This is a genomic window from Variovorax sp. PvP013 (assembly GCF_050435945.1).
GTDB lineage: Bacteria > Pseudomonadota > Gammaproteobacteria > Burkholderiales > Burkholderiaceae_C > Variovorax.
Genome location: NZ_JBNDLF010000010.1, coordinates 45,253 through 71,475, shown reverse-complemented (window position 1 = coordinate 71,475; position 26,223 = coordinate 45,253). Strand labels below are relative to the sequence as shown.

The 26,223-nt window shown below is 71.4% G+C and carries 27 protein-coding genes; 16 read left to right on the top strand and 11 right to left on the bottom strand.

Going from position 1 to position 26,223, the window contains the following annotated elements; translation table 11 throughout:
• Positions 1-151: 151 nt before the first annotated feature.
• The 3 genes from paoC to paoA are packed head-to-tail and all read right to left on the bottom strand — an operon-like array spanning position 152 to position 3,995.
• Positions 152-2,347: an aldehyde oxidoreductase molybdenum-binding subunit PaoC gene (paoC, locus tag ABID77_RS19650; protein ID WP_429599463.1), complete on the bottom strand. Its 2,196-nt coding sequence runs from the start codon at positions 2,345-2,347 to the stop codon at positions 152-154.
• Between the two features lie 8 nt (positions 2,348-2,355).
• Positions 2,356-3,306 (bottom strand): FAD binding domain-containing protein, encoded by a 951-nt coding sequence (locus ABID77_RS19645; RefSeq protein WP_429599461.1) that lies wholly within the window; start codon positions 3,304-3,306, stop codon positions 2,356-2,358.
• Entirely contained in the window at positions 3,303-3,995 is a 693-nt protein-coding gene (paoA, locus tag ABID77_RS19640; protein WP_429599459.1) for an aldehyde dehydrogenase iron-sulfur subunit PaoA, read from the bottom strand. Before paoA ends, ABID77_RS19645 begins: the two co-directional genes overlap by 4 nt.
• 298 nt (positions 3,996-4,293) lie before the next feature.
• Here paoA and ABID77_RS19635 point away from each other — a divergent pair, with 298 nt between their 5' ends.
• On the top strand, positions 4,294-6,033 hold the full coding sequence (locus ABID77_RS19635) for a tannase/feruloyl esterase family alpha/beta hydrolase (protein WP_429599456.1): 1,740 nt from the start codon (positions 4,294-4,296) through the stop codon (positions 6,031-6,033).
• Between the two features lie 151 nt (positions 6,034-6,184).
• Here the strand turns inward: ABID77_RS19635 and ABID77_RS19630 are convergent, their stop codons facing one another.
• Entirely contained in the window at positions 6,185-6,364 is a 180-nt protein-coding gene (locus ABID77_RS19630; RefSeq protein WP_429599454.1) for a hypothetical protein, read from the bottom strand.
• Between ABID77_RS19630 and ABID77_RS19625 the strand changes: the two genes are divergently transcribed.
• Positions 6,314-6,583, top strand: coding sequence for a hypothetical protein (locus tag ABID77_RS19625; protein ID WP_429599624.1), 270 nt, complete (start codon positions 6,314-6,316; stop codon positions 6,581-6,583). The two genes, ABID77_RS19630 and ABID77_RS19625, sit on opposite strands and share 51 nt — an antisense overlap.
• Here the strand turns inward: ABID77_RS19625 and ABID77_RS19620 are convergent.
• The 3 genes from ABID77_RS19620 to ABID77_RS19610 are packed head-to-tail and all read right to left on the bottom strand — an operon-like array spanning position 6,570 to position 8,934.
• On the bottom strand, positions 6,570-7,046 hold the full coding sequence (locus ABID77_RS19620) for an RES family NAD+ phosphorylase (RefSeq protein WP_429599452.1): 477 nt from the start codon (positions 7,044-7,046) through the stop codon (positions 6,570-6,572). The two genes, ABID77_RS19625 and ABID77_RS19620, sit on opposite strands and share 14 nt — an antisense overlap.
• Positions 7,028-7,561: a type II RES/Xre toxin-antitoxin system antitoxin gene (parS, locus tag ABID77_RS19615; RefSeq protein WP_429599450.1), complete on the bottom strand. Its 534-nt coding sequence runs from the start codon at positions 7,559-7,561 to the stop codon at positions 7,028-7,030. The genes ABID77_RS19620 and parS overlap by 19 nt, the downstream gene beginning before the upstream one ends.
• 35 nt (positions 7,562-7,596) lie before the next feature.
• Positions 7,597-8,934: a DUF2254 domain-containing protein gene (locus ABID77_RS19610; RefSeq protein ID WP_429599448.1), complete on the bottom strand. Its 1,338-nt coding sequence runs from the start codon at positions 8,932-8,934 to the stop codon at positions 7,597-7,599.
• A gap of 352 nt (positions 8,935-9,286) precedes the next feature.
• Between ABID77_RS19610 and nirB the strand changes: the two genes are divergently transcribed.
• Genes nirB through ABID77_RS19590 form a run of 4 tightly spaced genes read left to right on the top strand, consistent with a single transcriptional unit; the run spans position 9,287 to position 14,813 of the window.
• Positions 9,287-11,815 (top strand): nitrite reductase large subunit NirB, encoded by a 2,529-nt coding sequence (nirB, locus tag ABID77_RS19605; RefSeq protein WP_429599446.1) that lies wholly within the window; start codon positions 9,287-9,289, stop codon positions 11,813-11,815.
• A gap of 20 nt (positions 11,816-11,835) precedes the next feature.
• Entirely contained in the window at positions 11,836-12,189 is a 354-nt protein-coding gene (gene nirD, locus ABID77_RS19600) for a nitrite reductase small subunit NirD (RefSeq protein WP_429599444.1), read from the top strand.
• A gap of 42 nt (positions 12,190-12,231) precedes the next feature.
• A complete protein-coding gene (locus ABID77_RS19595; RefSeq protein WP_429599441.1) occupies positions 12,232-13,044 on the top strand; it encodes a formate/nitrite transporter family protein in 813 nt (270 codons plus the stop codon).
• A gap of 26 nt (positions 13,045-13,070) precedes the next feature.
• Positions 13,071-14,813: a protein kinase domain-containing protein gene (locus ABID77_RS19590; protein WP_429599438.1), complete on the top strand. Its 1,743-nt coding sequence runs from the start codon at positions 13,071-13,073 to the stop codon at positions 14,811-14,813.
• Here ABID77_RS19590 and ABID77_RS19585 read toward each other — a convergent pair whose 3' ends face one another.
• The gene (locus ABID77_RS19585; RefSeq protein WP_429599435.1) at positions 14,814-15,371 is read right to left on the bottom strand and encodes an acyl-CoA thioesterase; all 558 of its coding nucleotides are present in this window, start codon (positions 15,369-15,371) and stop codon (positions 14,814-14,816) included.
• A gap of 217 nt (positions 15,372-15,588) precedes the next feature.
• Between ABID77_RS19585 and ABID77_RS19580 the strand changes: the two genes are divergently transcribed.
• From ABID77_RS19580 to ABID77_RS19565, 4 genes are read left to right on the top strand one after another with little or no spacing between them, the layout of a single operon-like run.
• Complete coding sequence (locus tag ABID77_RS19580; RefSeq protein ID WP_429599433.1) at positions 15,589-16,710, top strand: zinc-binding metallopeptidase family protein; 1,122 nt, start codon at positions 15,589-15,591, stop codon at positions 16,708-16,710.
• A 57-nt stretch (positions 16,711-16,767) separates the two neighbouring features.
• Positions 16,768-17,460, top strand: a complete 693-nt coding sequence (locus tag ABID77_RS19575; RefSeq protein ID WP_429599431.1) for a nucleoside 2-deoxyribosyltransferase — start codon at positions 16,768-16,770, stop codon at positions 17,458-17,460.
• The gene (locus ABID77_RS19570) at positions 17,457-17,603 is read left to right on the top strand and encodes a hypothetical protein (RefSeq protein WP_429599429.1); all 147 of its coding nucleotides are present in this window, start codon (positions 17,457-17,459) and stop codon (positions 17,601-17,603) included. Before ABID77_RS19575 ends, ABID77_RS19570 begins: the two co-directional genes overlap by 4 nt.
• Entirely contained in the window at positions 17,604-17,945 is a 342-nt protein-coding gene (locus ABID77_RS19565; protein ID WP_429599427.1) for a hypothetical protein, read from the top strand. It abuts the gene before it with no gap.
• Positions 17,946-17,949: 4 nt separating this feature from the next.
• On the opposite strand, the gene ABID77_RS19560 is transcribed toward ABID77_RS19565, so the two are convergent.
• From ABID77_RS19560 to ABID77_RS19550, 3 genes are all read right to left on the bottom strand, one after another.
• Positions 17,950-19,383, bottom strand: a complete 1,434-nt coding sequence (locus ABID77_RS19560; protein ID WP_429599424.1) for a diguanylate cyclase domain-containing protein — start codon at positions 19,381-19,383, stop codon at positions 17,950-17,952.
• Positions 19,384-19,535: 152 nt separating this feature from the next.
• Complete coding sequence (locus ABID77_RS19555) at positions 19,536-20,891, bottom strand: cytochrome-c peroxidase (RefSeq protein ID WP_429599422.1); 1,356 nt, start codon at positions 20,889-20,891, stop codon at positions 19,536-19,538.
• A complete protein-coding gene (locus ABID77_RS19550; RefSeq protein WP_429599420.1) occupies positions 20,888-22,342 on the bottom strand; it encodes a metallophosphoesterase in 1,455 nt (484 codons plus the stop codon). The genes ABID77_RS19555 and ABID77_RS19550 overlap by 4 nt, the downstream gene beginning before the upstream one ends.
• 214 nt (positions 22,343-22,556) lie before the next feature.
• Here ABID77_RS19550 and ABID77_RS19545 point away from each other — a divergent pair, with 214 nt between their 5' ends.
• The 6 genes from ABID77_RS19545 (at position 22,557) to ABID77_RS19520 (ending at position 26,208) form a co-directional block, all read left to right on the top strand.
• The gene (locus tag ABID77_RS19545) at positions 22,557-22,997 is read left to right on the top strand and encodes an Hsp20/alpha crystallin family protein (protein ID WP_429599418.1); all 441 of its coding nucleotides are present in this window, start codon (positions 22,557-22,559) and stop codon (positions 22,995-22,997) included.
• A gap of 50 nt (positions 22,998-23,047) precedes the next feature.
• On the top strand, positions 23,048-23,464 hold the full coding sequence (locus tag ABID77_RS19540) for an Hsp20/alpha crystallin family protein (RefSeq protein WP_429599416.1): 417 nt from the start codon (positions 23,048-23,050) through the stop codon (positions 23,462-23,464).
• 112 nt (positions 23,465-23,576) lie between these two features.
• A complete protein-coding gene (locus ABID77_RS19535) occupies positions 23,577-23,867 on the top strand; it encodes a nucleotidyltransferase family protein (RefSeq protein WP_429599414.1) in 291 nt (96 codons plus the stop codon).
• Positions 23,864-24,244 carry a HepT-like ribonuclease domain-containing protein gene (locus ABID77_RS19530; RefSeq protein WP_429599411.1) on the top strand — a complete coding sequence of 127 codons (381 nt, stop codon included), beginning with the start codon at positions 23,864-23,866 and terminating at the stop codon, positions 24,242-24,244. Before ABID77_RS19535 ends, ABID77_RS19530 begins: the two co-directional genes overlap by 4 nt.
• A 168-nt stretch (positions 24,245-24,412) precedes the next feature.
• Entirely contained in the window at positions 24,413-24,619 is a 207-nt protein-coding gene (locus ABID77_RS19525; RefSeq protein WP_429599409.1) for a hypothetical protein, read from the top strand.
• A 44-nt stretch (positions 24,620-24,663) separates the two neighbouring features.
• On the top strand, positions 24,664-26,208 hold the full coding sequence (locus tag ABID77_RS19520) for a cryptochrome/photolyase family protein (protein ID WP_429599406.1): 1,545 nt from the start codon (positions 24,664-24,666) through the stop codon (positions 26,206-26,208).
• Positions 26,209-26,223 lie beyond the last annotated feature (15 nt).

Here is a 26,223-nt window from a genome sequence, read left to right as displayed (position 1 = left end):
GGTTCGCGGTGCACCAAGCGTCACTGAAATGTGTCCTGACGTGTCGTCCGGACCGGGCACGAAGTCCCTCGGCCCGTGAAGAAAGTCAGCATTCGCACGCCGCGCGCGGGCCGCGCGGCGTGTCGGCCCGCTCCGGCAGGAGCGCGGCCGATCAGGCCTCGATCGCGGGCAGCTTCTCGATCAGCTTGTCGACCGTGATCGGATAGTCGCGCACCCGGATGCCGGTGGCGTTGTAGACCGCGTTGCCGACCGCCGCGCCGACGCCGCAGATGCCCAGCTCGCCCACGCCCTTGGCCTTCATGGGCGAGGAGATCGGATCGGTCTCGTCCATGAAGATCACGTCCTGGTGCGGCATGTCGGCGTGCACCGGCACCTCGTAGCCCGCCAGGTCGTGGTTGACGAAGAAGCCCAGACGCTCGTCGATGGCCAGTTCCTCCATCAGCGCCGCGCCGGCGCCCATGGTCATGGCGCCGATCACCTGGCTGCGCGCGGTCTTCGGATTCAGGATCCGGCCGGCGGCGCAGACCGCCAGCATCCGCCGCACCCGCACCTCACCGGTGTACGCGTGCACGCCGACCTCGACGAAGTGCGCGCCGAAGGTCGACTGCTGGTATTCCTTGTCCAGCTTGCCGAACTCCAGCGTGTCCTCGGCCATCAGCTCCTGGCCGCCGCCGACCTCGGTCAACGCGACGCTCTTGCCGCCGCCCGTCACCTTGCCGTCGGCGAAGACGGCCGTCTTGGCGTCGACGCCGGCGCGTTGCGCGACCAGGTCGCGCAGCTTCGCGCAGGCCGCGTAGACGCCCGAGGTCGAGCTGTTGGCGCCCCACTGGCCGCCCGAGCCGGCGGACACCGGAAAGGTCGAGTCGCCCAGCTTGACCACCACGCGCTCGATGGGCACGCCCATCATCTCGGCGGCGGTCTGGGCGATGATGGTGTAGCTGCCGGTGCCGATGTCGGTCATGTCGGTTTCGACCGTGACGGTGCCGCGTGCATCGAGCCGGACCCGCGCCGCCGACTTCTTCACCGCGTTCTCGCGGTAGGCCGACGCGACGCCCATGCCGACCAGCCATTCGCCGTCGCGCACCTTGCCGGGCACGGCGCTGCGGCGGTTCCAGCCGAAGCGCTCGGCGCCCAGGCGCAGGCACTGCACCAGCTGGCGCTGCGAGAACCGGCGCTCCGGCTTGGCCGGATCGACCTGCGTGTCGTTCATGACGCGGAACTCGATCGGGTCCAGCTTCAGGCGCTCGGCGGCCTCGTCCATCAGCGCTTCCAGCGCCATCAGGCCGGGCGCCTCGCCGGGCGCGCGCATGGCGTTGCCCTCGGGCAGGTCGAGCGAGGTCAGGCGCGTGCCGGTCAGGCGGTGTTCGCCGGCATACAGCATCGCCGTCTGGGCCGAGCCGTCCTCCGGATCGCCGCCCGACAGGTTGCCCGACCAGGTCTCGTGCGCGACGGCCGTGATCTTCCCCTGCGGCGTGGTGCCCAGGCGGATGCGCTGGATGGTCGCCGGCCGGTGCGTCGTGTTGTTGGCGATCAGCGGCCGCTGCAGCGTGACCTTGACGGGCCGGCCCGCGGCGCGCGCGCCCAGCGCCGCGAGCAGCGTGTCGGCGCGCAGGAACAGCTTGCCGCCGAAGCCGCCGCCGACGAAGGGCGAGACGATCCGCACCTTCGACTTCGGGATGTCCAGGGTCTTGGCCAGGTCGCCGGTGAACCAGTCGACCATCTGGCTGCTGGTCCAGACGGTGAGCTGGTCGCCGTTCCAGACCGCCGTGGTGGCGTGCGGTTCCATCATGGCGTGCGAGTGGTCGGGCGTCGTGTAGGTGACGTCCATGCGCATGCCGGCCTGGTCGAAGGCGGTGGCGAAGTCGCCGACCTTCTTGTCCTTGTCGACCGTGCGGCGCTGCGTGTCGCGGGCCTTCGACAGGTCGTAGGTGCCGGGCGCCTTGTCGTACGTGACCTTCAGCAGCTGCGCGGCGGCGCGGGCCTGCTCGAAGGTCTCGGCGACCACCAGCGCGATGGCCTGGTGGTAGTGCTCGACGGTCGGGCCGCCCAGCAGGCGCGCCGTGTTCATCGATCCCTTGCCGAGCTTGCCGGCGTTGGCGGCGGTGACGATGGCGATCACGCCGGGCGCGGCCTTGGCGGCCGCCTGGTCCATCGAGACGACGCGGCCCTTGGCGATGCCGGCGCCGACGACGTAGCCGTAGGCCTGACGTGGCGCGACGTCGTGGTGTTCGTAGGCGTAGCGGGCCGTGCCGGTGGTCTTGAGGCGCCCGTCGACGCGGTCGAGCGGCTGGCCCACGACCTTCATCTGGTCGATCGGGTTGGTGGTGGCGGGGGTGTCGAATTTCATGATGGTCCTCAGGTCCTCGCTTGGGCCAGCGTCGCCGCGAGCGTGCGCTCCACCAGCGGCAGCTTGTAGGCGTTGTGTTCGGTCGGCTTCGCCTCGGCGAACAGCGCGTCGGCCACCGCCTTCGAGCCGCGCGGCAGCAGCGCGTCCGCGCTCTCCATGCGCCAGGGCTTGTGCGCCACGCCGCCGATGGCGACGCGGCCCTTGCCGTCCTTCTGCAGGACCGCGGCCACCGACACCAGCGCGAAGGCGTAGCTCGCCCGGTCGCGCACCTTGCGGTAGATGTGCGTGCCGCCGATCGGCGCGGGCAGGGTCACGGCGGTGATCAGCTCGCCACGCTGCAGCTCGGTCTCGATGTGCGGCGTGCTGCCGGGCAGCCGGTGGAAGTCCGCGATCGGGATCACGCGCTTCGATCCGTCCGGACGCAGCGTCTCCACCTGGGCGTCGAGCACCCGCATGGCCACGGCCATGTCGCTCGGGTGAGTGGCGATGCAGGCGTCGCTTGCGCCCACCACCGCCAGCTGCTTGCTGAAGCCGCCGATGGCCGCGCAGCCGGCTCCGGGCTGGCGCTTGTTGCAGGCCTGGTTGGTGTCGTAGAAGTACGGGCAGCGCGTGCGCTGCAGCAGGTTGCCGGCCGTGCTCGCCTTGTTGCGCAGCTGGCCGGAGGCGCCCGCGAGCAGCGCCCGCGAGAGCACGCCGTAGTCGCGGCGCACGCGCTCGTCGGCCGCGAGCTGGGTGTTGCTGACCATGGCGCCGATGCGGATGCCGCCTTCGGGCGTGGGCTCGATGGCCTTGAGGTTCAGGCGGTTGAGGTCGACCAGGTGGGCCGGGGTCTCGATCTCCAGCTTCATCAGGTCCAGCAGGTTGGTGCCGCCGGCGATGAAGCGGGTCTCGGGGGACCTGGCGGCCTTGGCCAGGGCGTCGGCGGGCGTGGTGGCGCGCTCGTAGGTGAAGGTCTTCATGCCTTGGCTCCCGCGGCGCCGGCCATCTTCGGGATGGCGGGGATGCCCGCGACCTCGGCGATGGCGTCGACGATGTTGCTGTAGGCGCCGCAGCGGCAGATGTTGCCGCTCATGCGCTCGCGCAGCTCGGCCGCCGAGAGCATCGGCTTGGCCGTGAGGTCCCCCGTCACGTGGCTGGGGATGCCCTGCTGCATCTCCTGGAGGGCACCGGCGGCCGAGCAGATCTGGCCGGGGGTGCAGTAGCCGCACTGGTAGCCGTCGTGCTTGACGAAGGCCGCCTGCAGCGGGTGGAGCTTCTGGGGCGTGCCCATGCCCTCGATGGTGGTGACCGAGCCGCCGTCGTGCATGACCGCGAGCGTCAGGCAGGAATTGATGCGCTGGCCGTCGGCCATGACCGTGCAGGCGCCGCACTGGCCGTGGTCGCAGCCCTTCTTGGTGCCGGTGAGGTGCAGGTGCTCGCGCAGGGCGTCGAGCAGCGTGGTGCGGGTGTCCAGTTCCATCTGCTGGACCTGGCCGTTCACGGTGATCGAGATGCGCGACATCGAGGCGTCCATCGGGCGGGCGGCGGCGTTGGCGGCGCCGCTGTTCTGGGCGGCGGCGGGGGCCGCGCAGAGCGCGGTCGAGGCGCCGGCACCGGCGGCGGCCAGGACGCCGCGCCGGGTCATCGGCAGTTGTCGATTGAGGTCCATGGGTTTCTTCCTTGTTCGTGGGGTCGGTCACCACCCGCGTGTGCGACCCGGCACGTGGCCGGAGCGCCCATGGGCAATCCGTGGACCCAGTATGGAAAGCGCGGTCGGCCGGCTCCGTGGGAGCGGGCGCGTTTGCTCGTAGGAATTGATGCGCTGGCTTCGCCCGGTACGACGTCGTCTCTACGGGCAAGCGCGATGTTCAAAACGGGAAGCGGCCACTATCTTCGGACCGGGTCCGGTCCCGCGCCGGCCTTGCTTCCCTGCTCCCCCGATCAAGCACAACAGGAGACTCCCACCCATGTCCCGATCCCTCTTCGATCGCCCGCTGCCGGGCCGGGCGCTGGCCCTCGCCGCGTCCGCCCTGCTGCTGTCCGCCTGCGGCGGCGGCTCCGACGACGACGCGCCGCCCTTCCCGACGCCGCCCCGCCTCGCCGCCGCCACGCCGGCCACGCTGCAGTCGTGCACCGACCTCGCCGGTCGCGCCGCCTACGCCAACACCACCTACACGGCCGCCACGCTGGTCCCCGCCGGCACCCTGAGCGTCGCCGGCCAGCCCGTGGGCGAGCACTGCCAGGTCACCGGCCGCATGTTCAGCCGCACCAGTCCGGTCGACGGCCAGACCTACGCCATCGGCTTCGAGATGCGCCTGCCGCGCAACTGGAACGGGCGCTTCTTCCACCAGGTCAACGGCGGCACCGACGGCGTCGTCGGCACCGCCACCGGCGGCATCGGCGGCGGCGGGCCGCTGACCAACGGGCTGCAGCAGGGCTTCGCGGTCATCACCTCGGACGCCGGCCACAGCGCGGCGCAGAACCCGCTGTTCGGCCTCGACCCGCAGGCGCGGCTGGACTACGGCTACCAGGCCGTCGGCAAGCTCACGCCGATGGCCAAGGCCGTGATCGCCGCCGCCTACGGCAAGGCCCCGGACCGCTCCTACCTGGTGGGCTGCTCCAACGGCGGGCGCCACGCGATGGTGGGCGCGGCGCGCTACGCCGACCAGTACGACGGCATCCTGGCCGGCAATCCGGGCTTCAACCTGCCCAAGGCCGCCGTCGCCCAGCTCTACGGCGCGCAGCAGCTCAACACGGTGGCCACCAGCACCACCGACCTGTCGACCTCCTTCACCGTCGCCGAGCGTGCGCTGGTCGCCGGCCGGGTGCTCGGCCGCTGCGACGCCCTCGACGGTGCCACCGACGGTCAAGTGCAGGACGTGCAGGCCTGCAAGGCCGCGTTCTCGCTCGAGCGCGACGTGCCCACCTGCGCCGGCGCGCGCGACGGCAGCTGCCTGAGCGGCGCGCAGAAGACCGCCCTGGGCAACATCTTCACCGGCGCGCGCAACAGCCGGGGCGAGGCGATCTACGCCTCCTTCCCGTGGGACGCCGGCATCACCAGCACCAACTGGGCCGGCTGGAAGTTCACCTCCTCGATCGGCGCGGCGCGCGACCCGGTGGCCGTCGGCTTCATCTTCCAGGTGCCGCCGGCGCCGACGTCGATCCTGGCCGACACCCGGGCCTTCGCGCTCGGCTTCAGCATGGACACCGACGCGCCGAAGATCGCCGCCACCAACGCGCTCTACACCGAATCCTCGCTGTCCTTCATGACGCCGCCGAACGCCGACAACCTGTCGGCCCTGCGCAACCGGGGCGCCAAGATGATGATCTACCACGGCGTGAGCGACGGCGTGTTCTCCCCCGACGACACCGCCGCCTGGTACGACCGACTGCGCGACGGCTACGGCGGCAACGCGGCCGACTTCGCCCGGCTCTACCTGGTGCCCGGCATGAACCACTGCAGCGCCGGCCCGGCCACCGACCAGTTCGACATGGTCGGCGCGCTGGTCGCCTGGGTCGAGCAGGGCCGGGCGCCCGACCGGGTGATCGCCTCGGCGCGCGGCGCGGGCAACGCCGGCGGCGTCAACACCGAGCTCCCCGCCAACTGGTCGCCCACCCGCACCCGGCCGCTGTGCCCCTACCCGCAGGTGGCGCGCTACCGGGGCACGGGCGACGTGGAGAACGCGGCGAGTTTCAGCTGCCAGTGAACAACCGAGCGCGGCCTTCGCTCGGCTGCCGACGCCGAGTGGGGTCGTTCATGAAGACGCTACGGGTGCCGCGCGGGTCGGCGTGGCGTGTCTCACGCACGGTCGTCGCCGCCTCGATCGTCGGCATCCGGGCGCAAGGCGGACGGTTGCCTCAGCAACTGCGGCGACCACTCCCTGACCGTCTCCCACACCACGTCGAGGTCGATGTCGAAGTCACCGTGGGCCATGCGTTGCGCATGCCGCGCCATGGCACCTCGGAGTGCGCCCGGGTGAATGCGGCATGACCTTCCATCACCTTCGCAGCCGCCTCGCCGATGATGACGAGGCTCATGACGACGGCCTGCTGGGTGCGCCTGTCGGTCAGGAAGACGGACTTGGTCGATCGAGATCGCTGCCATCCTGGTCGGTGCCATGCAGGACCGAACCGAAGACGCGCAGATTCCCGTGCGACAACGATTCACCGCTTCGCGCACCGCGCTTCGCGATTTTTCCGTTTTTTCTTTCAGAACAAGCTCTGTGCATCGGGCTGCTCTGCCTCACGGCGGCATGAAGAGTCGCGGATCGAGGGCCAGCGGACGGTCGTCGAGCAGCCGGACCTCCGCGAACCTCGGGTGCGCGGGGTTGACCAGCAGGTTGGACTCGTCGTGCGCCACGGCGCTGGGAACACGCAGCGCCAGCGAGGCCGTCGAGGCGATCCACGCGTCGCCCGCGGCACGCACGGCGGCGGCGTACGGCAGGCGGTCCCAGCCCGGCGGCAGGGGGTCCAGGGTGTCGACCGCGTCGTCGGGCAGCTCGAAACTCAGCAGTCGCAGGCCGGCGGGCACGTCCTCCTTGTCCAGGTGAACCAGCAGCTCCAGCATGGCGAGCGCGGACGAACCCGCCGTGTACGCCAGGCGAACGCCCTGTGAATTCCAGCGGCCCGGGTACGCCGCCGAGCCGAGCCCGGAGAGCGACGTGGCGACGTGGGCCGGCTTGCTGATGCGGTAGACCCGCATCAGGCGAAGTCGCCCCACTCGATGCGATGGAGTTCGGCCTCCACCTCGTGCGTGCCCTGGTCGCTCGAGAGCAGGTCCAGCGGCTTCGCGCCCAGCAGGCGATGGTCCTTGGACAGCCAGCGCCGCGCCTTGTCGGCGTCCTCGAAGACGCGTTCGGCCAGGCTCGCGACCCGCGCGATGCGCAGCACCCGGTCCGTTTCCGTGCCCGACAGCGACTTGCCCTCGGCCTGGCGCCGGTGGAAGGTGCGCGCCGGAATGCGCGAGACCTGCAGCAGCGAGTTCGCATCGACCTGCAGCCGGCGCGCCAGGAGATCGATGGCCGCAGGTTCCAGCAGGAGTTCGGCGTCCGCCGACATGGAGAAGAACAGGTTCGTCGCCGCGCCGCGCGAGCGCCGGCCGGTCGGCAGGGCGGAGCCGGTGGCCGACGGACCGCCGGCAGGATCGGCGTCGACGTCGGCGCCGGACTCGCTGGAAAAGTAGCCCAGGGTGCGACGCAGGGCATCGCTGACGGTGGAGAGGTCGCTGTATGCCATATGGCGTTAACTTTACGCCAGATGGCGAATCCTCGTCAATCCGCCGTCGTCGATCCGATGGATTGCCGCGGGCCGTCGTCGTTTCCCGCCCGCACCGGCTTCGATCCCTCCTTCGAGGCCGCCCGCTCCAGCAATTCGACGTCCACCTGCGCCAGTCCCGCGTGTCGCGCGCGCTCCAGCGCATAGGCCGACAGCGCCGCCGCCGACGCCGGCAAGGTGCCGCGCAGCCGCCGCACCGACGCCAGCGAGCGCTGCAACGCGATGCCGATGTCCACCGCCGGCGCGCCGTAGCGCGCGACCGGCAGGAAGGCGTCGTCGACCATCCCGGCCTCGTCGATCGCCGGGGCGCTGACGCGGTCGAAGACCACTTCGGGCCGGCCCTCGGCGTCGCGCGCGTGCCGGGCCTGCGACCAGTGGGCGAGCGACTTCACCATCGCGGTCATCACGTCGGTCGCCGTGCCGGGGTCGTTGACCGAGGCCGACAGCGCGCGCGCCGCGATCTCGCCGAGCACCACCAGCCCGAAGCGCGGGTCGTGGTCGAAACTGCGTCCCGGACCGATCAGCACGGCGTCGGCGATCGCCCGGCGGGCCGCGTCGTCGAGCATCGTGTCGCTGCTGACGATGGCGGTGCCGGGGTCGACGAAGGCGCCGGGCAGCACGTGCAGGCGCAGCCGGGCGTCGAGCCGCTCGGCGCACTTCTGCAGCAGGTCCATCGACACGTGCTGGACGAAGCCGGTGTCCGGCGCGTCGACGGCATGGGCGCCGCGCGCGCCCTCCCCGCCATCCGCTCCGTCCTCCTGCGGCAGCCCGCCGAGGTAGGGCTTGGCCAACCGCTGGTCCATGGCCGCGCGCGTGGCCGCCTCGACGCGCCGGATGGTCTCGCCCAGCCGGCCGAGCACCGACAGGTAGTCGATCCAGCGCAGCAGCACGACCACCACCACCAGCAGGATCACGATGGTGAAGCCGAACAACACCAGCCGCCCGCCGTCGCCGTAGACGTGGGCGTGCAGGCCGATCAGCGCGATCACGCTGTAGAGGAAGGCACCGATGAAGACGGCCAGCGTGGTCTGCACGGTGCTGTCCTCGATCAGCAGCTGCGAGGCGCGCGGCGTGGCGCTGTTGGACACGGCGGTGAACGAGCCGACCATGGTGCTGGCCGAGAAGATGGCCACGGTCAGCATGCTGGAGGCCAGGATGTTGAGCAGGCTGTCGATCGAGTCCGATCCCATCCGGAGGGCGACGTGCGCCGGGATCCATGGCCCCAGCACGGTCGAGAGCACCACGGCCAGCACCGCGAAGAGCGAGAACAGCGCGCAGCGCCACCAGGTCTTGCGCATCGTGCGCTGGATGAGATAGAGCAGCTTTTCGGACATGCGCCGCAGCATAGGCGAGTGCACGGACGCACCAATTCCGGGGGCCGTGCGCCAGGATGGGCCGCCGCCGGGCGCCGCGACCCCGGCGGACCGCCCCGAAGCCCCCGAAAACGCTGGCACGCAACGTGCTTGCTCTGCGGTCACTGCGACCAGGGCATTGCTGCCTCCGGTCCGCGGTGCTTCCGCTAACGAAGGCGGGATTGAAGCGGATCCGAGGCCCCGGCCGACGTTCCGCCCGTTCCAACCCGATTCGCATCCATTCCCTGGCGGGAGTCCCCTGCATGCGCGCTGCCTCCCGGCACGCCACGCGCCTCGACCCCCGCCCCGGCATCGATCGCACGCAGGACCCCACATGAAAATCGCAGTCATCGGCCACGGCATGGTCGGCCACAAGTTCCTCGAACAGCTCCACGACCTCGGCGTGCCCGACGTCCAGGTCACCATCCTGTGCGAGGAGCCGCGCGCGGCCTACGACCGCGTGCATCTCTCCGAGTTCTTCGCCGGCAAGAGCGCCGAGGACCTGACGATGGTCGAGGACGGCTTCTTCGACCGCAGCGGCTTCTCGCTGCGGCTGGCCGCGCGCGCGGTCGCCATCGAGCGGCGCGACAACACCGTCACCACCGCCGACGGCGAGGTGCTGCACTACGACAAGCTGGTGCTGGCCACGGGCTCGGTGCCCTTCGTGCCGCCGGTGCCCGGCCGCGACCGCCCCAACTGCTTCGTCTACCGCACCATCGAGGACCTGGTGGCGATGAAGGAATGCGGCGCGCGCTCCAAGAGCGGCGTGGTCGTCGGCGGCGGCCTGCTGGGCCTGGAATGCGCCAAGGCCCTGCGCGACATGGGCCTGGACACGCACGTGGTGGAGTTCTCGCCGCGCCTGATGGCGGTGCAGGTCGACGAGGGCGGCGGCGCCGCCCTGCGCGGCAGCATCGAGGCCCTGGGCCTGCACGTGCACACCGGGCGCAACACGGTGGAGATCGTCGACGGCGCGACGGCGCGCCACCGCATGGTGTTCGCCGACGGCACCTGGCTGGAGACCGACATGATCGTGTTCTCCGCCGGCATCCGCCCGCGCGACGAGCTCGCGCGCCAGAGCGTGCTGGCCGTGGGGGCGCGCGGCGGCGTGGCGGTGGACACCCACTGCCGCACCAGCGACCGCGACATCTACGCCATCGGCGAGTGCGCGGCCTGGAACGACCAGACCTTCGGCCTGGTGGCGCCGGGCTACGAGATGGCCCGCGTGGCCGCCCGGCACATCGCCGGCCAGACCGACGCCGCCTTCGCCGGCGCCGACATGAGCACCAAGCTCAAGCTGATGGGCGTGGACGTCGCGAGCATCGGTGACGCCCACGGCCGCACGCCGAAGTCGCGCGCCTACCGCTACGTCAACGAGCACAAGGGCATCTACAAGAAGATCGTCGTCAGCGAGGACAACAAGCAGTTGCTGGGCGCGGTGCTGGTGGGCGACGCCGCCGAGTACGGCACGCTGCTGCAGATCGCGCTCAACGGCATCCCGCTGCCGGCCGAGCCGGAGTTCCTGATCCTGCCTTCGAGCGACGGCCACTCGCCGGCGGGCATCGGCGTCGAGGCGCTGCCCGACACCGCCCAGATCTGCTCGTGCAACGACGTCTCCAAGGGCGCGATCGACGCTGCCGTGGGTACCGGCGCCTGCACCATCGCCGAGATAAAGGCCTGCACCAAGGCCGGCGCCACCTGCGGCGGCTGCGTCCCGCTGGTCACGCAGGTGATGAAGGTGTCGATGGCCAAGCGCGGCATGGCCGTCGACAACCACCTGTGCGAGCACTTCCCCTACTCGCGCCAGGAGCTCTACCACCTGGTGCGCGTCGGCGAGATCCGCACCTTCGCCGACCTGCTCGCCAGGCACGGCCACGGCCTGGGCTGCGACATCTGCAAGCCGACCGCCGCCAGCATCATGGCCTCGTGCTGGAACGACTTCGTCCTGCGCAAGGACCTCGCCAGCCTGCAGGACAGCAACGACTACTTCCTCGGCAACATCCAGAAGGACGGCACCTACTCCGTCGTGCCGCGCATGACCGGCGGCGAGGTCACGCCCGACGGCCTGATCGCCTGCGGCCAGATCGCCAAGAAGTACGGCCTCTACACCAAGATCACCGGCGGCCAGCGCGTGGACATGTTCGGCGCCCGCGTCGAGCAATTGCCGGCGATCTGGGAGGAGCTGATCGCGGCGGGCTTCGAGTCCGGCCACGCGTACGGCAAGTCGCTGCGCACCGTCAAGAGCTGCGTCGGCTCGACCTGGTGCCGCTACGGCGTAGACGACTCGGTCGGCCTCGCCGTCGAGCTGGAGAACCGCTACAAGGGCCTGCGCGCGCCGCACAAGATCAAGTTCGGCGTCTCCGGCTGCACCCGCGAGTGCGCCGAGGCGCAGGGCAAGGACGTCGGCATCATCGCCACCGAGAAGGGCTGGAACCTCTACGTCTGCGGCAACGGCGGCATGAAGCCGCGCCATGCCGAGCTGATCGCCACCGACCTGACCAAGACGGAGCTGATCCGCCTGATCGACCGCTTCCTGATGTTCTACGTGCGCACGGCCGACCGCCTGCAGCGCACTAGCACCTGGCGCGACAACCTCGAGGGCGGCCTCGACTACCTCAAGGGCGTGGTCATCGACGACACCCTGGGCCTGGCCGCCGAACTGGAGGCGCAGATGCAGCACGTGGTGGACACCTACCAGTGCGAGTGGAAGACCGCCATCACCGACCCGGCCGTGCGCCAGCGCTTCCGCTCCTTCGTCAACAGCGACAAGCCCGACGAGCACATCGTCTTCGTCGGCGAGCGCGGGCAGATCCGCCCGGCCAACGCCGACGAGCGCGCCGCCGCGACCGCCACCGCCACCGCATGAACGAGATCGAGGAACACCCCATGACCACCCCCACCACCGACGACGCCCCGCGCTGGACCGCCGTGTGCGCGCCCGAGGACATCCTGCCCGACACCGGCGTCTGCGCCCTGGTCGAGGGCGTGCACGTCGCGATCTTCCACGTCGCGGCGAAGCAGGCCTTCCTGGCCATCGACAACGTCGACCCCAAGTCGCGCGCCAGCGTGCTCTCGCGCGGGCTGGTGGGCAACCTGGGCGAGCGCGTCGTCGTCGCCTCGCCGCTCTACAAGAACCACTTCGACCTCTACAGCGGCGAATGCCTGGAGGCGCCCGAGCATTCGGTGCGCGCCCACGCCGTGCGCGTGCACGAGGGCCGCGTGCAGGTCGCGCTGGCCTGAGCCCGGCCCTCCCCGCATTCCCTCTTCTCCCCAAGGAACCCCATGGCCTATCTCGCCCCCGCCGAATTCGTGACCAAGATGGTCGACTCCGGCGAATCCAAGCTGCTGATGTCGACGCGCGACACCCTGATCCGCTCCTACATGGCCGGCGCCATCCTGGCGCTGGCGGCGGCCTTCGCCGTCACCGTGACCGTCAACACCGGCAACGCGCTCGTCGGCGCGATGCTGTTCCCGGTCGGCTTCATCATGCTGTACCTGATGGGCTTCGACCTGCTGACCGGCGTCTTCACGCTGGCGCCGCTGGCGGTGCTCGACAAGCGCCCCGGCGCCACCTGGGCCGGCGTGCTGCGCAACTGGGGGCTGGTGTTCTGCGGCAACTTCGCCGGCGCGCTGACCGTGGCCGTGCTCATGGCGATCATCTTCACCTTCGGCTTCAGCGAGGCGCCCAACGCCATCGGCCAACGCCTGGGCCACATCGGCGAGGGCCGCACGCTGGGCTACCAGGCGCACGGCGCGGCCGGCATGCTCACCTTGTTCGTGCGCGGCGTGATGTGCAACTGGATGGTGTCCACCGGCGTGGTCGCCGCCATGATGTCGACCACCGTCTCGGGCAAGGCCATCGGCATGTGGATGCCGGTCATGATCTTCTTCTACATGGGATTCGAACACTCGATCGTCAACATGTTCCTGTTCCCCACCGGCCTGCTGCTGGGCGGCCAGTTCACGCTGATGGACTACCTGATCTGGAACGAGATCCCGACCGTGCTGGGCAATCTGGTCGGCGGCCTGACCTTCGTCGGCCTGACGCTCTACTCGACGCACTACAAGACGGCGCCCAAGCGCGTCGTGCGCTGAACGGGCGCCGACCGGACACCGGCGCGATGCGGACCCCGCTGCGCGTGAGCCTGGGCCAGCACTCGCTGGCCGGCCCCGGCAAGGCGGTCAACCAGGACTTCCACGGCGCGATGCTGCCCGAGGGGGCGCTGCGCGACGCCAAGGGCATCGCCATCGCCATCGCCGACGGCATCGGCTCGAGCCGCGTCAGCCAGATCGCCAGCGCGGCGGCGGTGCGCGGCTTCCTCGACGACTACTACGCCACCTCCGACGCCTGGTCGGTGCGCCGCTCGGCCCAGCGGGTGATCGACGCCACCAACGCCTGGCTGCACGCGCAGACGATGCGCGGCGACGCGCGCTTCGACAAGGACAGCGGCCACGTCTGCACCTTCAGCGCCCTGATCCTCAAGGGCCGCGACGCCCACCTGCTGCACGTGGGCGACGCCCGCGTCCACCGCCTGCACGCCCACGCGCTGGAGCAGCTCACCGAGGACCACCGGGTCCACGTCTCCTCGCTGGAGTCGTACTTGGCGCGGGCGCTGGGCGCGGGCTCGCACGTGGAGATCGACTACCGCCGCTGGGACACGGCGGTCGGCGACGTCTACGTGCTGGCCACCGACGGCGCGTGCGTCCACCTCGACGCCCCGTCGGTGCACGAGGCGCTGGCGCTGCACGCCGACGACCTCGACGCCGCCGCGCGCCGGCTGGCCGAACGGGCCCGCGCGCACGGCAGCGACGACGACGCCACCGTGCAGATCGTGCGCGTCGACGCCCTGCCCGATCCCGCCGAGACGGCCCGCCTGCCCCTGCCGCGCGAGGGCCTGGCCCTGCCGCCGCCGCTGGGGCCGCGCGCGCGCTTCGAGGGCTTCACGCTGGTGCGCGAGCTGCACGCCAGCTCGCGCAGCCACGTCCATCTGGCGGTGGACGACGCCACCGGCGCGCAGGTGGTGCTGAAGTTCCCCGCCGTCGACATGCACGAGGACGCCGACCACCTCGACCGCTTCGTGCTGGAGGAATGGGTGGCGCGCCGCATCGACAGCCCGCACGTCCTGAAGGCCGCGCCGGTCGAACGCGCGCGCGGCCACCTGTTCGTGGCGATGGAGTACGTCGAGGGGCAGACGCTGGCGCAGTGGATGGTCGACCACCCCGAGCCCGCGCTCGACGCCGTGCGCCGCATCGTCGAGCAGCTCGCGCGCGGCCTGCAGGCGCTGCACGGCAAGGAGATGCTGCACCAGGACCTGCGGCCGGAGAACGTGATGATCGACCGCGCCGGCACCGTGCGGATCATCGACCTGGCCTCGGCGCACGTGGCCGGGCTGGCCGACGGCGGGCGCGGCGACCCGGCCCGCGCCATCGTCGGCACGCTGCAGTACACCGCGCCGGAGTACTTCACCGGCGCCGGCGCGGACGAGCGCTCCGACCTGTTCGCGCTGGCCGTCATCGCCTACCGGATGCTCACCGGCCACCTGCCCTACGGCCTGCAGGTCACGCGCGTGCGCACGCCGGCGGACGCGGCGCGGCTGCGCTACGTGCCGGTGCGCCACTTCCGGCCGACCTTGCCGGCGTGGCTCGACGCGGTGCTGCAGAAGGCCCTGCATCCGCAGCCGGCCAAGCGCCAGCAGGTGGTGTCGGAATTCGTCCACGACCTGCGCGCGCCGGGGCGCGAGTTCCTGGAGCGACGCGCGACGCCGCTGATCGAGCGCGATCCGGTGCTGTTCTGGAAGTGCGCGACCGTGCTGTCGGGCGCGCTGGCGATCGGGCTGCTGGGCCTTCGGATCGCCGGGGCCTGATCAGGCCTTGCCGGCCGGGGCCGGGGCGGTGCCCTTGGCCTTGTCGATGCCCGGCAGGCGCGGCGGGGGCGGCGGGGGCGCGACGTTGCGGGCGGCCTCGAAGCGGCTGCGGTACTCCTGGCGCAATTGCTTGCGCAACTCGGCCGCCGCGTAGCGCCGGCGTTCCTCCGGCGAGAACGGCCGCAGCGGCGGCACCGGCGTCGGCTTGCGCTCGTCGTCCACCGCCACCATGGTGAAGAAGCAGCTGTTGGCGTGGCGCGTCTCCTGCGTGCGGATGTTCTCGGCCAGCACCTTGATGCCGACCTCCATCGACGAGGTGCCGGTGTGGTTGATCGAGGCGTTGAAGGTCACCAGCTCGCCGACGTTGATCGGCTCGCGGAACATGACCTGGTCGACCGACAGCGTGACGACGTAGCGGCCGGCATAGCGGCTGGCGCAGGCGTAGGCCACCTGGTCGAGGAACTTGAGGATCGTCCCGCCGTGCACGTTGCCGGCGAAGTTCGCCATGTCGGGCGTCATGAGGACGGTCATCGTCAACTGGTGGGCGGGCAGGTTCATGGGGCTGGCTTTTCCGTCGAAGAAGTCGCGGAAGTTTAGATGGAAAGGTGCGTGTTCCGGAGCGCGGCGCGGCGCCGTTCCGGGCACCGAAAGAGCCCCGGTCCTGCACGGCCGCGCGTCCGGCGCGGCGATAGTGCGGACGCCGGCATCGACACGGTGACCCGAACGGCCCGATCGACATCGGCCGCACCTTCCTCGCCTCCCCGGATCCGCCGCCATGCCGCACCTCAAGTCCCCCGTCGTCCGACGCGCCTACAAGTGCCAGTGCGGGCGCCCGGTGTTCCTGCGCAACACGCAGTGCGTCAACTGCGGCAGCCAGCTTGGCTACGAGACCGGCCGGCTGACCATGGTGGCGCTGACGCCCGGTCCCGCGCCCGCGCTGTGGCGCATCGTCGGCGAGCCCGCCGGCGGCCTCTTCCGCTTCTGCGTCAACCGCCAGAGCGCGTCGGGCTGCAACTGGCTGGTGCCCTCGCCCGAGCCGCACGACTGGATCGGCCACATGGAGACGCCCTGCCTGGCCTGCCGGCTCAACCGCCGCATGTTCGACGTCGACACGCCGCTCAACCGCTACCGCTGGCGCGAGCTGGAGACCGCCAAGCGCCGCCTGCTCACGCAGCTGCTGGCATTGCGGCTGCCGGTGGAGGTGAAGACGCCGACGTCCCCGGGCATCGCCTTCGACATGCTCGAGCAGCGCGTGGGCGGCCCGCCGGTGATGACCGGCCACCTCGACGGCGTCATCACCCTGAACGTGGTGGAGGCCGACGACGCCCAGCGCGAGGCCATCCGCACGGCGATGGGCGAGCCCTACCGCACGCTGCTCGGGCATTTCCGCCACGAGATCGGCCACTACTACTGGGACCGCCTGGTGCGCCACGACATGCTGCGCCTGGAGCATTTCCGCGCCCTGTTCGGCGACGAGCGCATGGACTACGCCAAGGCCCTGGAGCAGTACTACCGCGACGGCCCGCCGCCGGCCTGGGGCGCGACCTACCTCAGCAGCTACGCCTCGGCCCATCCGTGGGAGGACTGGGCCGAGACCTGGTCGCACTACCTGCACATCGCCGACACGGTCGACACCGCGGCGAGCTTCGGCATCGCGCTCGACGAGGCCGCCACCGAGTCCGACCCGCTCGACGGCAACTACCTCTGGCGCCGCGACCTGCCGGGCGCCGCCGGCTTCCTGGAGATGCTCAACGCCTGGGTGCAGCTGACCCAGGTCATGAACGAACTCTCGCGCAGCATGGGCCAGCCCGACGCCTACCCCTTCGTGCTGCCCTTCCGCGCCGTGGCCAAGCTGCAGTTCATCCACGAGATCGTGATCGCCCAGCGGCTGTATTGAGGGCGGCGGCCGACCGTTAGCATGCGGGCTCGACCTTCCGTCCCGAGGAGCCCCCGCTTGACGATCGCAGTGCCCGCCCCCGCCACACCCCTTCCGCATCCCGAACGCCCCCGGGTCTACCTCGCCGGCCCCGCCGTCTTCCGCCCCGACGCGCGCGAGCACCTGGGCCGTCTGGCCGCGCTGTGCGCGCGCCACGGCCTGCAGGCCCTGCTGCCCACCGACGACTGCGGCGGCGCGGCCGACACGCCGCTCGCCCACCGCATCTACGCCGCCAACACCCGCATGCTGCGCGAGGCCGACGGCGTGCTGGCCGACCTGCAGGAGTGGCGCGGCCACGAGCCCGATTCGGGCACCGCGTTCGAGGTCGGCTTCGCCGCCGCCCTGGAACTGCCCATCGTCGGCTACGGCGCGTCCGCCGAGGCCTATGCCGAGCGGGTGTCGCGCACCCGGCCCTGCGAGCGCGACGCCGTCGGCATGCTGCGCGAACGCGACGGCGGCATGGCCGTCGAGGACTTCGGCATGCCGCTGAACCTGATGCTGGGCTGCTCGGCGCGCCTGGTGCCCACGGCCGAGGACGCCATCGCGCTGCTGGCGGCCTTCTTCGCCGAGCGCCGCGCCGCGCGGGCGCCGCATCCCACGGGCAGCTTCGACCGCTGGCTGCGGGAGCGGGTGCTGGACGACGAGCCCCTTTCCGCCCCGATCCGACTCGATCCCGTTCGACCCGGCTCGGACGTCGATCTGATCGGATGACCACCAGCGGGCACGACCGCCCCATGCCGTGCGACGCGCTGTCGCTCTGGATGCTGACCGCGCCCGCGCATCCGGTGCGCGTGGGCGTGATCTCGCTGGCGCTGAACGGTCAGGCCTGGGCGCTCCGGTACGACCCGCAGTAGTTGCGTCGCGGGTACGCGCTCAGCGAGGACCTGCCGCTGGTCGACGACCTGTTCGTGCCGACCCGCAGGCAGGAAGCGGCCGGGGCCGTCGAGGACGCGCGGCCAGGCCGCTGGGGCGAGCGCGTCATCCACAGGTTCGAGCGGTCGCCCCGGATGTCGCTGCTGGAATTCCTGCCGTTCGCCGGTCCCGACCGCTACCGCGCGCTCGGGGTCAGCCGGAGGCTCGATGCCTACGAGGCCTGCGGCGCGAAGGCCACCGACCTGGACGTGATGGCGCAGTACCTGGACAACGACCGGCTGGGCGCGCAGCGCCGGGCGCAGGCGGCGACGCGCACGCCGTAGCCAGTCACCCGCCCGGCTGCGCCTCCAGCGTGGCCGAGAACGCCAGCGAGGGGTCGCGCTTGGCGACGTACATCGCCCGGTCGGCCTTGTCCATCAGGCGGCCGGCGTCGATCTCCGGCCCCCACTCCATCGCGAAGCCGATGCTGCAGGCCAGCGGGATGTGCCGGCCCTCCCAGCGCACGCCGTCGACCATGGCCTGGTGGATCCGCCGGGCGATCGGCTCCGGGTCCAGGTTGTCGGCGCCCAGCCCGTGCGAGCAGACCACGAACTCGTCGCCCGACAGGCGCGCGATGAAGTCGCCCTTGCGGCAGGTGGCCTTGAGCCGCTGGCTGAACTGGCGCAGCACCTCGTCGCCCGCCGCGTGGCCGAAGGCGTCGTTGATCTGCTTGAAGTTGTCGAGGTCCATGAACATGACGGCCACGGCCTGGTCGCTGCGCCGCACCCAGGCCACCGCGCGGTCGAGTTCGGCGACCCAGGCCGTGCGGTTGGGCAGGCCGGTGAGCTCGTCGGTCAGCGCCATCTTCTCCATGAGCTGGGCGAACCGGATCTGGACCGTGACGTCGTGCATGGTGCAGACGGCGCCCAGGATGCCGCCGTCGCCGCCCAAGAGCGGCGTGGCGTTGCAGCTGACCGTGCGCGGCGGCCGGTTCGGGGTGCGGATGACGATGGTCTGGCCGCGCACGCGCTCGCCCGTCCACGCCCGCGCCAGCGGGATGCGCTCCGGTTCGAGCAGGGTCTCGCCGCGCTCGTCGTACAGCCCGAAGTGGCGCGCCCAGTCCTGCGGCGGGCAGCGGCGCGCGTCGACGCCGTGCCAGTCGCGCGAGGTGGCATTGAACTCGCGCAGCGCGCCCGCCGCGTCGCAGGTGACCACGCCGTCGGGCAGCACGTCGAGCAGGTCGGCGATGGCCGCCTCGCGGCTCTGCGCCAGCAGCCGCTGGCGCCGCGTCTCCAGGGCCTCGCTGGCCCGCCGGGCCAGGCGCCGCAGGCCCTCGCGCTGGTCGTCCGTCAGCGTGCGCGGCCGGGTGTCGAGCACGCAGAGGGTGCCGAAGCGCTGGCCGCCCACGCCGCGCACCAGCGCGCCGGCGTAGAAGCGCACGTGCGGCGCCCCGGTCACCGAGGGCGAATGCACGAAGCGCTCGTCGAGCAGCGTGTCAGAGATCTCGAGGATGTCGTCCTGCTCCAGCGCGTAGGCGCAGAAGGCCTCCTTGCGCGGCATCCGGTCGGGGTCGAGCCCGCACCGGGCCTTGAACCACAGGTGCTCGGCCGCCACCAGGGTGACGAGACTGATCGGCGTGTCGCAGAGCCGGCCCGCCAGCCAGGCCAGGTCGTCGAAGACCGCCTCGGGCAGCGTGTCGAGGATCTGGAGCGCGTCGAGGGCGCGCAGGCGGTCGTGCTCTTCCGGGTCGTCGACGGGGGTGGCGATGGTGGAGAGGGTCAAGGGACGGTTCCTGGCTGATGAACGGTGGGCCGGCGTTCCTCGCGTTCCGCTTCGCGCCCGAACCCGGAAGTCTCGCCGCCCGGGCGCCCGCCCTTCCCCGGAATAAACCGGGTTCCCGCCGCCAGATCGCCCGATCGACGCCCGCCGCCGTCTCAGGGTCGCGACACCGGCGTCGCGGGCGCGCCCACCGCGTAGCGCCGGTCCGTCAGCGTGCCCAGGAACGCGACGAGCGCGTCGATGTCGTCCTCGCTCAGGGCCGGCGTGGCGCCCGCGCGCCGGTTGAGCGGCGTGCTCACCGTGTTGACGTTGCCGCGCAGCGCCGCGGGCAGGTCGTCGAAGACCGGGTGCCGGCCGTACCAGGCGGCCGGGTCGGTCGAGCGGGTGGCGTAGAAGCGCACCGCGTCGCGCAGCGAATCGAACACGCCGTTGTGCATGAAGCGCTGGCGCACCGCCACGTTGCGCAGGCTGGGCGTGCGGAAGTAGCCGCACCAGGCATCGGCGTCGGGCCATTGGCGCGCCCGGGCGGTGCGGCACAGGCCGAGGTCGTGGGCACCGGCGCGGGCGTCGGCCGGCAGCGCGCGGTTGCGCGGCACGCCCAGCGCCTCGTAGCCGAAGTCGGTGAACAGCGAGCGCGCCGGATTGCTCGACGTCGCGCTGACGCTGTGGCAGGAGGCGCAGTTGCCCTGGTCGGGGTTGCGGAAGATCGCCAGCCCGCGCCGTTCCTGCGCGCTCAGGGAGGGCCTGCCGCGCAGTTCGTCGTCGAAGCGCGAGTCGAAGGGCGCGAGCTCGTCGCTGCGCAGGTAGGCCTCCAGGGCATGGCCGAAGGCCTCCAGGGCCCGCCGCGGATCGCGCAGCACGCCGGGGCCGTGGCGGGCCTCGAACGCGGCCTCGTAGCCGGCCTCGCGCAGACGCCGGGCCGCCGCCCGGGGCGTGCCGAGGTTCATCTCGTGGCGCGCGAGCAGCGGCTCGCGCGCCTGCGCGGCCAGGGTGTCGGCGCGGCCGTCGAGCATCAGGCCGCCGAAGGGCGCGGGCACCTGGGCGTCGTCGTCCTGATAGAAGTAGAGCGGCGGCAGGTAGCGCGCGTAGGTCAGCGAGGGCGGGTTGCGCGTGCCCAGGCGGCCGCGCAGGCTGCCCCCGGCCACGCCGTCGCGTCCGCCGTTGAAACCGGTGAAGGCCTTGGCCGGGTCGTGGCAGCTCGCGCAGCTGGTGCCGCGCGGCTGCGACAGGCGCGCGTCGGCGAACAGCCGGCGGCCCAGCGCGACGTCCTCCGATGCGGGCGGCACGAGGGGCCGCGCCGCCGGCACGATGGCCGCGTACTGCGGCGTGGCGCCGACACGGCCGACCACGCGCGGGACGTCGGGCGGGATGGCGGCCGGGATGGCGCCCGGGGTGGCGGGAGCGGCGGGTGCCGGACCTGGCGACGTGCCGGCACGCACCGGCGCGCCCGCCAGCGCGACGACGACGGCGAACAGCGCCGCCGCCCCGGCGATCGCGGTGCGGCGCGTCACGGCGCGAGGAAGCCGGTCTTGTCGCAGGCGATCTTCGCGCCCGTCGGCACGCAGGTGGCGAGCAGCTTGCCGTCCTTCGTGTAGGCCTCGTAGCGCCAGGTCGACCCGGCCTCGGCGCCGCGCGCCATCATCATGAAGCCGAAGGTGTTGGTGTGCGTGATGCGATCGAGCACCGTGCCGGGCGCGGGCGCGAGGCCGGCCGGGAACGGATCGGGCAGGTTGACGTCGACGTTGTCGCCGCCGTTGCCCGTGACGAAGGTCGCCGGGTGGGCGCTGGCGAAGTTGATGGCCTGGAAGTCGTGCACGTGGCCGTGCAGCGCGATCTTCACGCCCTCGGGGTAGTAGGCCACCGGGTTCAGCGTCCTCATCACCGCCTGCAGGCCCTGGTTGCCCGGCGCGGGCGCGCCGCCGGCGATGGGCGCGAAGGCCAGGATCGGGTGGTGGTTGGCGAACAGCGAGGTCTTCGCCGCATCGGCGACGAGCGCGGCCACCTGGCGGAACTGGGCCTGGTAGATCGGGAACTTGAAGTCCGAGGCGCCGAAGGCCGCCGTGCCGGCCTTGGCCGAATCGAAGATCACGATCTGCGTGTCATCCCCCAGCGGCACGGCGTAGGGGTCGCTGAAGTTGGCGGCGTTGTCGTTCGCCGGGCTGTCGCAGCTGAGCGTGGCGCCGTAGGCGCGCGTGTCCAGGAAGCGCATCCAGCCCTGGCCGCCGCGCGCGCACTCCTCGTGGTTGCCGCGCGCCATCACCCAGGGCGCGGCGGCCAGCAGCGGCGCCGCCGGTTTGAACAGGTCGGCCTCCCAGGTGTCCCAGCCGTAGCCCCAGGGGCTGTCCCTGCAGCCGGCGATGTCCTTCGGGCAGGCGTTCTCGCGGTAGTGGTAGTCGCCGATGTGCACGACCAGGTCGGGCTGCATCGACGCGATGGTGGCGGCGATGGTCGCGAAGGGCCAGGCTGTGGCGTCGTTGCAGGCCTGGAAGGCGTTGTCGGCCTTCTTCATGCGACAGCCGGTGTCGGCCAGCACGGCGATGCGACGCGGCTGCGCCTTGGGCAGCGGCAGCGCGCGACCGGCGACGCTGACGGCCAGCGCGCCGGACGCCGGCCGGCTCTCGCAGGTGGCGACGGGGAACTCCGAGGGCTTGGAATCGGCGGCGTCGCTGGCCGTGGTGCGCTGGGCGGCGGTGCCGGCGGCGGCGCGCAGGGTCATGGGCGCGACGACGCCGTCGATCGAGATCGCCGGACAGGCGTCGGCCGACGTGACGGCCCGCACGATCGCCTGGCCGCCGGCGCCGACCTCGACCCAGGCCGCCTTGACCCGGGCATCGGCCGTGGCGGCCGGCGGCCAGGCCGGATCGCCGCCGCCATCGCCGCCGCAGGACGCGAGGATCGCGGCGGCGGCGACCGCCGTCAGTGCCAGCAGCACCGGCGTGGCGCGAAAGGGGGTATGTCGCATCGGGGAACTCTCTTCTCGAATGTGGTTGTCGGAGCGCGCCGGATGCTGACGTCGGCGCATGACGCGGCGATGAAACGCGCTCGCGCGGACCGTCGAAGAAGAAGCCCTTGAAAAATTTTCCGGCGCTCCTAGCTTTCCGACGAGGCCGCCGGAGCCCTTCCCGGAGACCGCTTCCGGCGCCGCATCGTCAACCTTTCTTCAGGAGATGTTCACCATGTACCGATCCCTCAATCCGCGCGACGTCTTCGCCGAGATCGATCGCCTGCAGCGCGACGTGCAGCAGGCCTTCGACCTGTCTCCCACCATCCGCGGCGTCGCCCGCAACGGCTTCCCGGCGCTCAACGTCGGCGGCACGCCGCGCACCATCGAGATCTACGCCTTCGCGCCGGGCGTCGATCCGGCGTCGCTCGAAGTGAACCTCGAACGCGGCCTGCTGACCATCGCCGGCGAGCGCCGCACGTCCCTGCCCGGCCAGGACGCGAAGAAGGCCACCCTGCACATCAACGAGCGCTTCGACGGCCGCTTCCGCCGCGTGCTGACACTGCCGGACGACGCCGACCCCGAAGCGGTCGACGCCCGGCTGCGCGACGGCGTGCTGCACATCACCGTGCAGCGCCGCGCCTCGGCGCAGCCGCGCCGCATCACCGTCCAGTGAGAACCACCGATCGACGATCGACGACCGCACGAACCACGAAGGACCACACCATGAGCAACGACATCCAGGCCACGCGCAACCCCTCGTCCCCCGCCGCCGCCGGCCCCGAGGCATCGCAGCGCCCCCGCTACGGCGACGCGGCGCTGACCCCGGCGGTCGACGTAATCGAGGACGCCCAGGGCATCACCCTGTACGCCGACCTGCCCGGCGTGAGCCGCGACAGGCTCGATCTGCAGGTCGAGGCCGACACGCTGACCATCGAGGCCGAGGCGGACCTGACCCTGCCCGAGGGACTGAACTCGCAGCACACCGAGGTGGGCCTGGCGCGCTTCCGCCGCGTGTTCACGCTGAGCAAGGAACTCGACGCCGACAAGGTCTCGGCCGAGCTGGCGCAGGGCGTGCTGAAGCTGACGATCCCCAAGGCCGGGCACGCGCAGCCGCGGCGCATCCCGGTGAACGTGGCCTGAGGCGGGTGGCGGGACCGGGTCGACGCGGCGGATCGATCCGGCCCGGCGGCTGCGTTGAATCGACCGAAACGTTCAACTACCATCGATCGGATTTCCATCGATGGAGAGGCACTTGAAACCTTCGGACGCACTGCGGTCGAACCGGGTCGCGATCCGCCGCGTCGTCGCGTCCCACCATGCGTGCAATGCCCGGGTCTTCGGCTCGGTCCTGCACGGCGAGGACATGGACGGCAGCGACCTGGACATCCTCATCGACACGACATCGGAGACGACCCTGATGGACGTGGCGGCCATCCAGGTCGAACTTCAGCACCTGCTGGGAATTCCGGTGGATGTGCTGACGCCCAGGGCATTGCCCGATGCCTTCCGTCAGCAGGTTCTGTCGGAGGCTGTTCCGGTGTGACGAAGACATCGCGTGTTTCGGACTACCTCGGTCATATCCTTCGGGCGATGGAGCGCATCGACCGATACACGGCCGGCCTCGATGAAGCCGCATTCCTGAACAGCGAGCTGGTGCAGGACGCCGTGCTGCGGAACATCGAGATCGTCGGCGAAGCATCCAACAACATCCAGCGCACGGCTCCGGAATTCGCGTCGCGGCATGCCAGCATTCCCTGGCAAGTCATGTACACGATGCGAAACCGCATTTCGCACGGCTACGACAAGGTCGATCTGGAGATCGTCTGGAAGACGATCCATCGCGACCTTCCCATTCTTCGCTCATCGGTTCGAAAAGCCCAGACTGACATCCACCGATCCCGAGATGCCGAGGAGACTTGAAGCAGGCGCCCGGCCGGACGCGGCGTTTCCTACGCGCGTCGCGGCGCCTTCCCACACGACCGGACCGCGATGCCGCTAGCTTGAGGGTCCGGCAGGCACGGAGTCCGTCGTCACGACGGGTCTGCACCTGCCGGCCTCCGTCCACGTCGCACTTCGAAAGGCCATGCCATGTCCAACTCGCAGAACTCCAAGGATCTCCAGCAGGGCCAGGATGCCCCGCAGGCCCAGCCCGACCACACCGAGCACAACAAGGCCAAGGAGAACGCGCAGCTCACCCAGACCAACGAGCCGCGCCGCACGCCCGAGAGCCGCAGCGACCGTGAATCGCACGTGGGCAGCGGCAACCAGACGCAGTCGCGCAAGGGCGGCCACTGACGCCGGGAGGCGCGGCCACCCCGCCCCTGCGCCACCTCGTCGTCGTGCTGGGCGACCAGCTCGATCTCGACGCGGCCGCCTTCGACGACTTCGATCCGGCGCGCGACGCGGTCTGGATGGCCGAGGTGGCGGAGGAATCGACGCATGTCTGGTCGTCGAAACCGCGCATCGCCGTGTTCCTCGCCGCCATGCGGCATTTCGCGCAGGCGTCGGCCGAGCGTGGCCGGCGCGTGCATCGCGTGCGCCTGGACGACGAACGCAACGCCGGCACGCTGGCCGACGAGCTGGCGCATGCGATCCGCACGCTCTCCCCGGCCGGACTGGTCATGACGGCACCCGGCGACTGGCGGGTGTGGAAGGCCCTGTCGGGCGCCGCGCGTACGGCCGGCGTGCCGCTCGACGTCCGGCCCGATCGCCACTTCTTCGTGACGGTCCGCGATTTCGCGGCCCATGTGCGCAGTCTGGCGGGCCGGCCGTTGCGGCTCGAATACTTCTACCGTGAACTGCGCCGCCGCCATGGCGTGCTGATGACGGCGGACGGCCGGCCCGAGGGCGGCGAATGGAACCACGACAGGGCCAACCGCCGCTCGTTCGGGCGCGCGGGTCCGGGCCTGTTGCCGCCGCGCGTCCGCTTCGAGCCGGACGCGACGACGCTCGAGGTGCTGCGGCTGGTGTCGGAACGCTTCGCCGACCATCCGGGCGAGCTCGACGACTTCGCCTGGCCCGTGACGCGCGCGGACGCCCTGCGGGCGCTCGCCGACTTCGTCGACCACCGGCTGCCGACCTTCGGTCCCTGGCAGGACGCGATGTGGCCCGGAGAACCGTGGCTCCATCACTCGCAGCTCTCCGCCGCGCTCAACCTGAAGCTGCTGCACCCGCGCGAGGCGGTGGCCGCCGCCGAGGCCGCCTACCGCGCGGGACGCGCGCCGCTGGCCAGCGTGGAAGGCTTCGTGCGCCAGATCCTGGGCTGGCGCGAGTACGTGCGCGGCGTCTACTGGACGCAGATGCCGGGCTACCTGGAACGCAACGCGCTGGAAGCGACGGCCGACCTGCCCGCCTGGTACTGGAACGGCGAGACCGACTTCGCCTGCCTGCGCGACGCCATCGGCCAGACCCTGCGCCACGGCTACGCGCATCACATCCAGCGCCTGATGGTCACCGGTCTGTTCGCGCTGCTGCTGGGCGTGCGACCGCGCGCGGTGCACGCGTGGTACCTGGCGGTCTACGTGGACGCGGTCGAATGGGTCGAACTGCCCAACACGCTGGGCATGAGCCAGTTCGCCGACGGCGGCCTGATGGGCAGCAAGCCCTACGTGGCCACGGGCCGGTACATCGAGCGCATGGGCGGGCCGTGCGCCGATTGCCGCTACGACCCCGGCCGGTCCGACGGACCGACCGCCTGCCCGTTCACCACGCTGTACTGGGATTTCCTGATCCGCCACAAGACCCTGCTGGCCAGGCAACCCCGGCTCGTTCACCAGCTCCGGCGCCTGGACACGCTGACCGGCGATCGGCGCGAGGGCATCGCCCGGCGGTCGGCGGAGATCCGCGATGGACGCATCGGCTGCACGGAAACGACTGCGCCCTGACCATTCCCGCATCCA

What these genes read in the sequence shown, in the direction of transcription:
- paoC (WP_429599463.1), bottom strand. Translation starts at nt 2,347, where the DNA reads ATGAAATTCGACACCCCCGCCACCACCAACCCGATCGACCAGATGAAG.
- ABID77_RS19645 (WP_429599461.1), bottom strand. Translation starts at nt 3,306, where the DNA reads ATGAAGACCTTCACCTACGAGCGCGCCACCACGCCCGCCGACGCCCTG.
- paoA (WP_429599459.1), bottom strand. Translation starts at nt 3,995, where the DNA reads ATGGACCTCAATCGACAACTGCCGATGACCCGGCGCGGCGTCCTGGCC.
- ABID77_RS19635 (WP_429599456.1), top strand. Translation starts at nt 4,294, where the DNA reads ATGTCCCGATCCCTCTTCGATCGCCCGCTGCCGGGCCGGGCGCTGGCC.
- ABID77_RS19625 (WP_429599624.1), top strand. Translation starts at nt 6,314, where the DNA reads ATGACCTTCCATCACCTTCGCAGCCGCCTCGCCGATGATGACGAGGCT.
- ABID77_RS19630 (WP_429599454.1), bottom strand. Translation starts at nt 6,364, where the DNA reads ATGAGCCTCGTCATCATCGGCGAGGCGGCTGCGAAGGTGATGGAAGGT.
- parS (WP_429599450.1), bottom strand. Translation starts at nt 7,561, where the DNA reads ATGGCATACAGCGACCTCTCCACCGTCAGCGATGCCCTGCGTCGCACC.
- ABID77_RS19610 (WP_429599448.1), bottom strand. Translation starts at nt 8,934, where the DNA reads ATGTCCGAAAAGCTGCTCTATCTCATCCAGCGCACGATGCGCAAGACC.
- nirB (WP_429599446.1), top strand. Translation starts at nt 9,287, where the DNA reads ATGAAAATCGCAGTCATCGGCCACGGCATGGTCGGCCACAAGTTCCTC.
- nirD (WP_429599444.1), top strand. Translation starts at nt 11,836, where the DNA reads ATGACCACCCCCACCACCGACGACGCCCCGCGCTGGACCGCCGTGTGC.
- ABID77_RS19595 (WP_429599441.1), top strand. Translation starts at nt 12,232, where the DNA reads ATGGCCTATCTCGCCCCCGCCGAATTCGTGACCAAGATGGTCGACTCC.
- ABID77_RS19590 (WP_429599438.1), top strand. Translation starts at nt 13,071, where the DNA reads ATGCGGACCCCGCTGCGCGTGAGCCTGGGCCAGCACTCGCTGGCCGGC.
- ABID77_RS19585 (WP_429599435.1), bottom strand. Translation starts at nt 15,371, where the DNA reads ATGAACCTGCCCGCCCACCAGTTGACGATGACCGTCCTCATGACGCCC.
- ABID77_RS19580 (WP_429599433.1), top strand. Translation starts at nt 15,589, where the DNA reads ATGCCGCACCTCAAGTCCCCCGTCGTCCGACGCGCCTACAAGTGCCAG.
- ABID77_RS19570 (WP_429599429.1), top strand. Translation starts at nt 17,457, where the DNA reads ATGACCACCAGCGGGCACGACCGCCCCATGCCGTGCGACGCGCTGTCG.
- ABID77_RS19550 (WP_429599420.1), bottom strand. Translation starts at nt 22,342, where the DNA reads ATGCGACATACCCCCTTTCGCGCCACGCCGGTGCTGCTGGCACTGACG.
- ABID77_RS19545 (WP_429599418.1), top strand. Translation starts at nt 22,557, where the DNA reads ATGTACCGATCCCTCAATCCGCGCGACGTCTTCGCCGAGATCGATCGC.
- ABID77_RS19540 (WP_429599416.1), top strand. Translation starts at nt 23,048, where the DNA reads ATGAGCAACGACATCCAGGCCACGCGCAACCCCTCGTCCCCCGCCGCC.
- ABID77_RS19525 (WP_429599409.1), top strand. Translation starts at nt 24,413, where the DNA reads ATGTCCAACTCGCAGAACTCCAAGGATCTCCAGCAGGGCCAGGATGCC.